A 5,297-nucleotide genomic window follows, 5' to 3' on the forward strand; every position below is an offset into this window, starting at 1 on the left:
CTGGGCGGAACGCATCCTCCACGTTTCTTCCCTGGAAGAGCTTTTTTCCGAGTGACTCTCGATGGGCTGTTTCGCTTTTCCCGCTTTGCTCCCCTCTGCCGAAGTGTGATACAAAGACAAGTTTCCGGTTGACGTTCCCTCAGCGGGAGAGGACCTCGCTCCATGTTTGGCGCCCTTGCACGAAAAATTTTCGGTTCCAGCAACGACCGCTACCTGCGTCGTTTGCAACCGACCGTCGCTAAGATCAACAGCCTGGAAAAAGAGATTCAGGCTCTCACCGATGCCGAGCTGACCGGCAAAACCGCTCTGTTCCGGGAGCGGTTGGCCAAGGGGGAGGCCCTCGAAGAGCTGGTTCCGGAGGCTTTCGCCGTGGTGCGGGAGGCCAGTCGCCGGGTTACCGGCATGCGCCATTTCGACATGCAGCTCGTCGGTGGGTTGGTGCTGCATCAGGGCAAGATCGCCGAAATGAAGACCGGCGAAGGCAAGACCCTGGTCGCCACCCTGCCGCTTTATCTCAATGCATTGGAAGGCAAGGGTTGCCACCTGGTCACGGTGAACGACTACCTGGCCAAACGCGACTCGGAGTGGATGGGGCAGATTTATCGTTTTCTGGGCATGAGCGTGGGGGTCATCGTCCACGGGTTGGATGATCGCGAACGGCGTGAGGCCTATGAAGCCGACATCACCTACGGCACCAACAACGAGTTCGGCTTCGACTTCCTGCGCGACAACATGAAGTTCAATCTGGAAGAGATGGTGCAGCGGCCCCTGAACTTCGCCATCGTTGACGAGGTCGACTCGATCCTGGTCGACGAGGCCCGTACCCCGCTGATCATCTCCGGTCCCACGGAAGACAATACCGATCGCTACTACAAGGTGGACCGACTCATTCCCCTGTTGACCCGGGATCAGCACTACAAGATCGAGGAAAAATCCCGCACCGTGGTATTGACCGAAGAGGGTAACGAGCATATCGAAGCCCTGCTGACGGAACGCAACCTGCTCAAACCGGGCGGTCTTTACGATCTGGCCAACGTGGAGGTGGTGCATCACGTCAACCAGGCACTGCGGGCCCACACCCTGTTCGAGCTGGATCGGGATTACATCGTCAAGGATGGGGAAGTCATCATCATCGACGAGTTCACCGGTCGCATGATGCCGGGTCGTCGCTATTCCGACGGGCTGCATCAGGCGCTGGAGGCCAAGGAGAGCGTGGTCATCCAGAACGAGACCCAGACCCTGGCCTCCATCACCTTCCAGAATCTTTTCCGCATGTACGGCAAGCTGGCCGGCATGACCGGCACCGCCGATACGGAAGCCTCCGAATTCCAGTCCATCTACAACCTGGAAGTGGTGGTCATTCCCACCAACATGCCCATGGTTCGGGTGGACAACGACGACGTGGTTTTTCGCACCCACAAGGAGAAGACCGCCGCTATCGTGGAGGAGATTCAGGAGTGCTACAGCCGGAGCCAACCGGTTCTGGTGGGCACGGTCTCCATCGAAAAATCCGAGGAACTTTCCCGCGAGCTGCGCAAGGTCAAGGTGCCCCATCAGGTGCTGAACGCCAAATATCACGAAAAGGAGGCGGAGATCGTCTCCCAGGCGGGTCGGGTGAAAGCGGTGACCATCGCCACCAACATGGCGGGCCGGGGTACCGACATCCAGTTGGGTGGCAATCCGGACATGCGCATTCGCAAGGAGGTGCCCATGGAGCTGCCTCCCGAGGAGCGTCAGGCCCGCATTCAGGCCATTCGTAGCGAATGCGCCCGTGAGAAGGAGTTGGTGCTGGCCAGCGGCGGACTGCATATCCTGGGTACCGAGCGCCACGAATCCCGGCGCATCGACAATCAGTTGCGGGGACGTTCGGGACGCCAGGGAGATCCGGGTTCCAGCCGTTTTTACCTGTCGTTGCAGGATGATCTGATGCGCATCTTCGGTTCCGAGCGCATGGACGGCATGTTGCAGAAGCTGGGTCTGCAGGATGGGGAGGCCATCGTGCATCCCTGGATCAACAAGGCCATTGAGTCGGCCCAGAAGAAGGTGGAGGGGCGCAACTTCGACATCCGCAAGAACCTGCTCAAGTTCGATGACGTGATGAACGAGCAGCGCAAGGTGATCTACGATCAACGCCGGGAGCTGATGCGCTCCGAGGATGTCTCCGAATTCATCACCGCGATTCGCGAAGAGCTGTTGGATGAGCTGTTGAGCAAGCATCTGCCCGAATCGGCCTATCCTGAGCAGTGGCAAGCCGAGGAGTTCGGCAATCAGCTTTTTGTACAGTTCGCCGTGCGGTTGCCGATTACGGAATGGCAGGCCGAGGATGGCGTGACCGCCCAGGTGGTGCGGGAGCGGGCCTGGGAGGCGGTTAAGACTCACACCCTGCAGAGAGAGCAGCAGAACGGTCCGGAGCTGACCCGTTACCTGGAGAAGTCGATTCTTCTGCAAGTGCTCGACACCCTTTGGAAGGACCATCTGCTCAACATGGATCACCTGAAAGAGGGTATCCATCTGCGGGGGTATGCCCAGAAGGATCCGCTCAACGAGTACAAGCGGGAGGCTTTCGAGCTTTTTGATGATCTGATGTATCGCATTCGCGCCGAAGCGGTGGGCATTCTGGCCCGGGTGGAGGTGGCGCGTCCCGACGAGCTGGACCACATGGAGGAGGAGCGGGCTCAGGCCCGCAACCGGCGTCTTTCCATGAACCATCCCGATGCCGGAAGCTGGAGCGGGGAGGAAGAGGGTGGGGCGGTCGTGCCGGAGGGCGAGAACCATACACCTTTCCGTCGTCCCGCAGAGAAAGTGGGTCGCAACGCACTCTGTCCCTGTGGCAGTGGCAAGAAGTACAAGTATTGTTGCGGACAACTTACCTGAAACAGGTGCCAGGAGAGGACGTTGCCTCGTCCCCGCGTTCCGCCGCTGAAACCGCCCAATCTTCGGGGAGACTACTCTCTCCTCGACACCCGGACCTCGGCCCGGTTGCCCGAGGGCCATGCCCCGGTACTGCTGGTGGTGGTGGATACGGAGGAGGAGTTCGACTGGAACGCGCCGTTTTCCCGCGAGGCCTGCGCGGTGACGGCCATGGCGGCAGTGGGTCGGGGTCAGGCGGTTTGTGATCGCTTCAAGGTCTCGCCGGTCTATGTGGTGGACTATGCGGTGGTGAGTCGGGAAGAGGGCTGGGCGCCTCTGAAGGAGATCCACGACTCCTTTCGGGGGGTGATCGGCGCTCATCTGCATCCCTGGAACACGCCTCCCTTCGAGGAGGAGTTGAGCCAGGCCAACGCCTATCCGGGAAATCTGCCCGCCACCCTGGAACAGAGCAAGCTGCGTCATCTGACGGCGCGCATTCAGGAGGTTTTTGGCCGAACGCCCTGCATCTACAAGGCGGGACGTTACGGTTTCGGTCCTCATACGGCGCAACTGCTGGAAACGGAGGGTTTCGAATGCGATCTGAGCCCGGCGCCTCCTTTCGATTTTCGGGCCGATGGCGGGCCGAACTATCTTTCCGAAGGCAACGAGCCCTGCTGGTTCGGCCATCGGCGCCGTTTGCTACGGCTGCCCACTACCGGCGGTTTCTGCGGCTTTTGGCGGGGGTCGGGATCCCGGCTCTATCCGTTGATTTCGCAGGGGTGGAGGAAGGCTCTGCATCTTCCGGGAGTGATGGCGAGGCTGGGTCTGCTGGAGCGCATGAGGCTTTCTCCGGAAGGCCACACCCTTGAGGAGATGCGACGCCTGACCCGCACCTTGCTGGGTGACGGTTTGCGGGTTTTCACACTCAGTTATCATTCGCCGACGCTGAAACCCGGCTGCACGCCTTATGTGCGTGACGAGCGGGAGCTGGAGCGGTTTCTGGCCACGCTGGAGGGCTACCTGGCCTTTTTCCTGGGGGAGTTGGGCGGGGTGAGCCTGACGCCGTTGGAGCTGCGGGATCGGTTGGTGGGCGGAAAGAAAAATACTTGGTAATTATTCTGCCTTTCAATATTTATCTTTTAAGTATCAAAAAAAGAAAATGTTTTGACTTTTTGATCTTCCTGTGCAGAGATGATTCCGGAAAGATTTTTCTTTAAACAATAACAAGCAAAAGTCAAAGGATAGAACATTTTCTTTTTTTGATACTTAAAAGATAACATATTAAAAGTCAAAAGCATGGCACCCTTGACCATTTTGGAGAGACCATGAGCGTCAAACGGGTCGTCGTCATCGTACCGGCTTTCAACGAAGAGGCCATGATCGGACATACCGTGACGGCGCTTCGGGAAATGACGGAACCCCTGGCCCGCCAGGGCCTGGAATGGCGCATCTTCGTGGTGGATGACGGTTCGAAGGACGCCAGCGGGGAACGGGCCAAAGCGGCCGGTGCGGATCGCCTCATCGTGCATCGCTGGAATCAGGGTCTGGGTGCGGCGGTGCGTACCGGACTGAAGGCCGCCCTCAACGACGGGGCCGATATCGCCCTCAAGTTCGACGCCGATCTGCAGCACGACCCCCAGGACATTCCCGCCATGCTGGCTCCCATCCTGCGGGATGAAGCCGATGTGGTTTACGGCAACCGTTTCGAGCGCATCGACTACCGCATGCCCCTGGTGCGACGTGTCGGCAATCGCGTTTTTACCGCATTGATGCGCTGGTTGACCGGCTGGCCGCTTCGGGACAGCCAACCCGGCATTTTCGCGGTCAACCGGGACTACCTCTCCTGTTTTTATATGCCGGGCAACTACAATTACACCCAGCAGATCCTGGTGGACAGCTATCGCAAAGGCATGCGTTTCGCCCATGTTCCCGTGGCGTTTCACAAGCGGGTGACGGGCAAATCCTTCATCAGCCTCAAGTATCCCTTCAAGGTGTTGCCGCAGATTTTCATGGTGCTGGTCGCGGTGCGCCCCTTGAAGGTTTTCGCCCCCATCGGACTGCTGTTTCTGGGATTGGGTTTGCTGCTGGGCGGCTGGGAGTTCGTGGCCTGGCTGTCGGGTCATGCCGAAAAGCCTATCGTGCATGTCAACGCGGTGCTGGGGCTGGTGCTGTTCGGCATGCAGACCCTCTTTTTCGGGGTGTTGGCCCACCTGATCGTGGAGTCTCGGGACAAGAGGCCCTGATTCGCACAAGCTGGAGTATATTTAAATTCTTTGACTTTCAATATGTTATCTTTTAAATATCAAAAAAAGAAAATGTTCTATCTTTATGATTTTTTTATTTATTATAACTTTTAATCGTTCTGACCCATTGCAACGCCGTTTTGTAATTGGGGCCTCCTCAGAAAGTCTAACTGATTGAAACTATACATGAATCTGTATTTGTGA

Annotated in this window: 3 protein-coding genes; all 3 read left to right on the forward strand. The window is 57.9% G+C overall.

Features of this window, described 5'->3' with window-relative positions:
• Positions 1–162 precede the first annotated feature (162 nt).
• The 3 genes from secA (at position 163) to HQL56_17850 (ending at position 5,093) form a co-directional block, all read left to right on the forward strand.
• Positions 163–2,874 carry a preprotein translocase subunit SecA gene (gene secA / locus HQL56_17840; protein ID MBF0311382.1) on the forward strand — a complete coding sequence of 904 codons (2,712 nt, stop codon included), beginning with the start codon at positions 163–165 and terminating at the stop codon, positions 2,872–2,874.
• Between the two features lie 105 nt (positions 2,875–2,979).
• Positions 2,980–3,963 (forward strand): polysaccharide deacetylase family protein, encoded by a 984-nt coding sequence (locus HQL56_17845; GenBank protein ID MBF0311383.1) that lies wholly within the window; start codon positions 2,980–2,982, stop codon positions 3,961–3,963.
• Between the two features lie 212 nt (positions 3,964–4,175).
• Positions 4,176–5,093 carry a glycosyltransferase family 2 protein gene (locus HQL56_17850; protein MBF0311384.1) on the forward strand — a complete coding sequence of 306 codons (918 nt, stop codon included), beginning with the start codon at positions 4,176–4,178 and terminating at the stop codon, positions 5,091–5,093.
• Positions 5,094–5,297: the final 204 nt, after the last annotated feature.

Source organism: Magnetococcales bacterium, from assembly GCA_015231925.1.
Classification (GTDB): Bacteria; Pseudomonadota; Magnetococcia; order Magnetococcales; family JADGAQ01; genus JADGAQ01.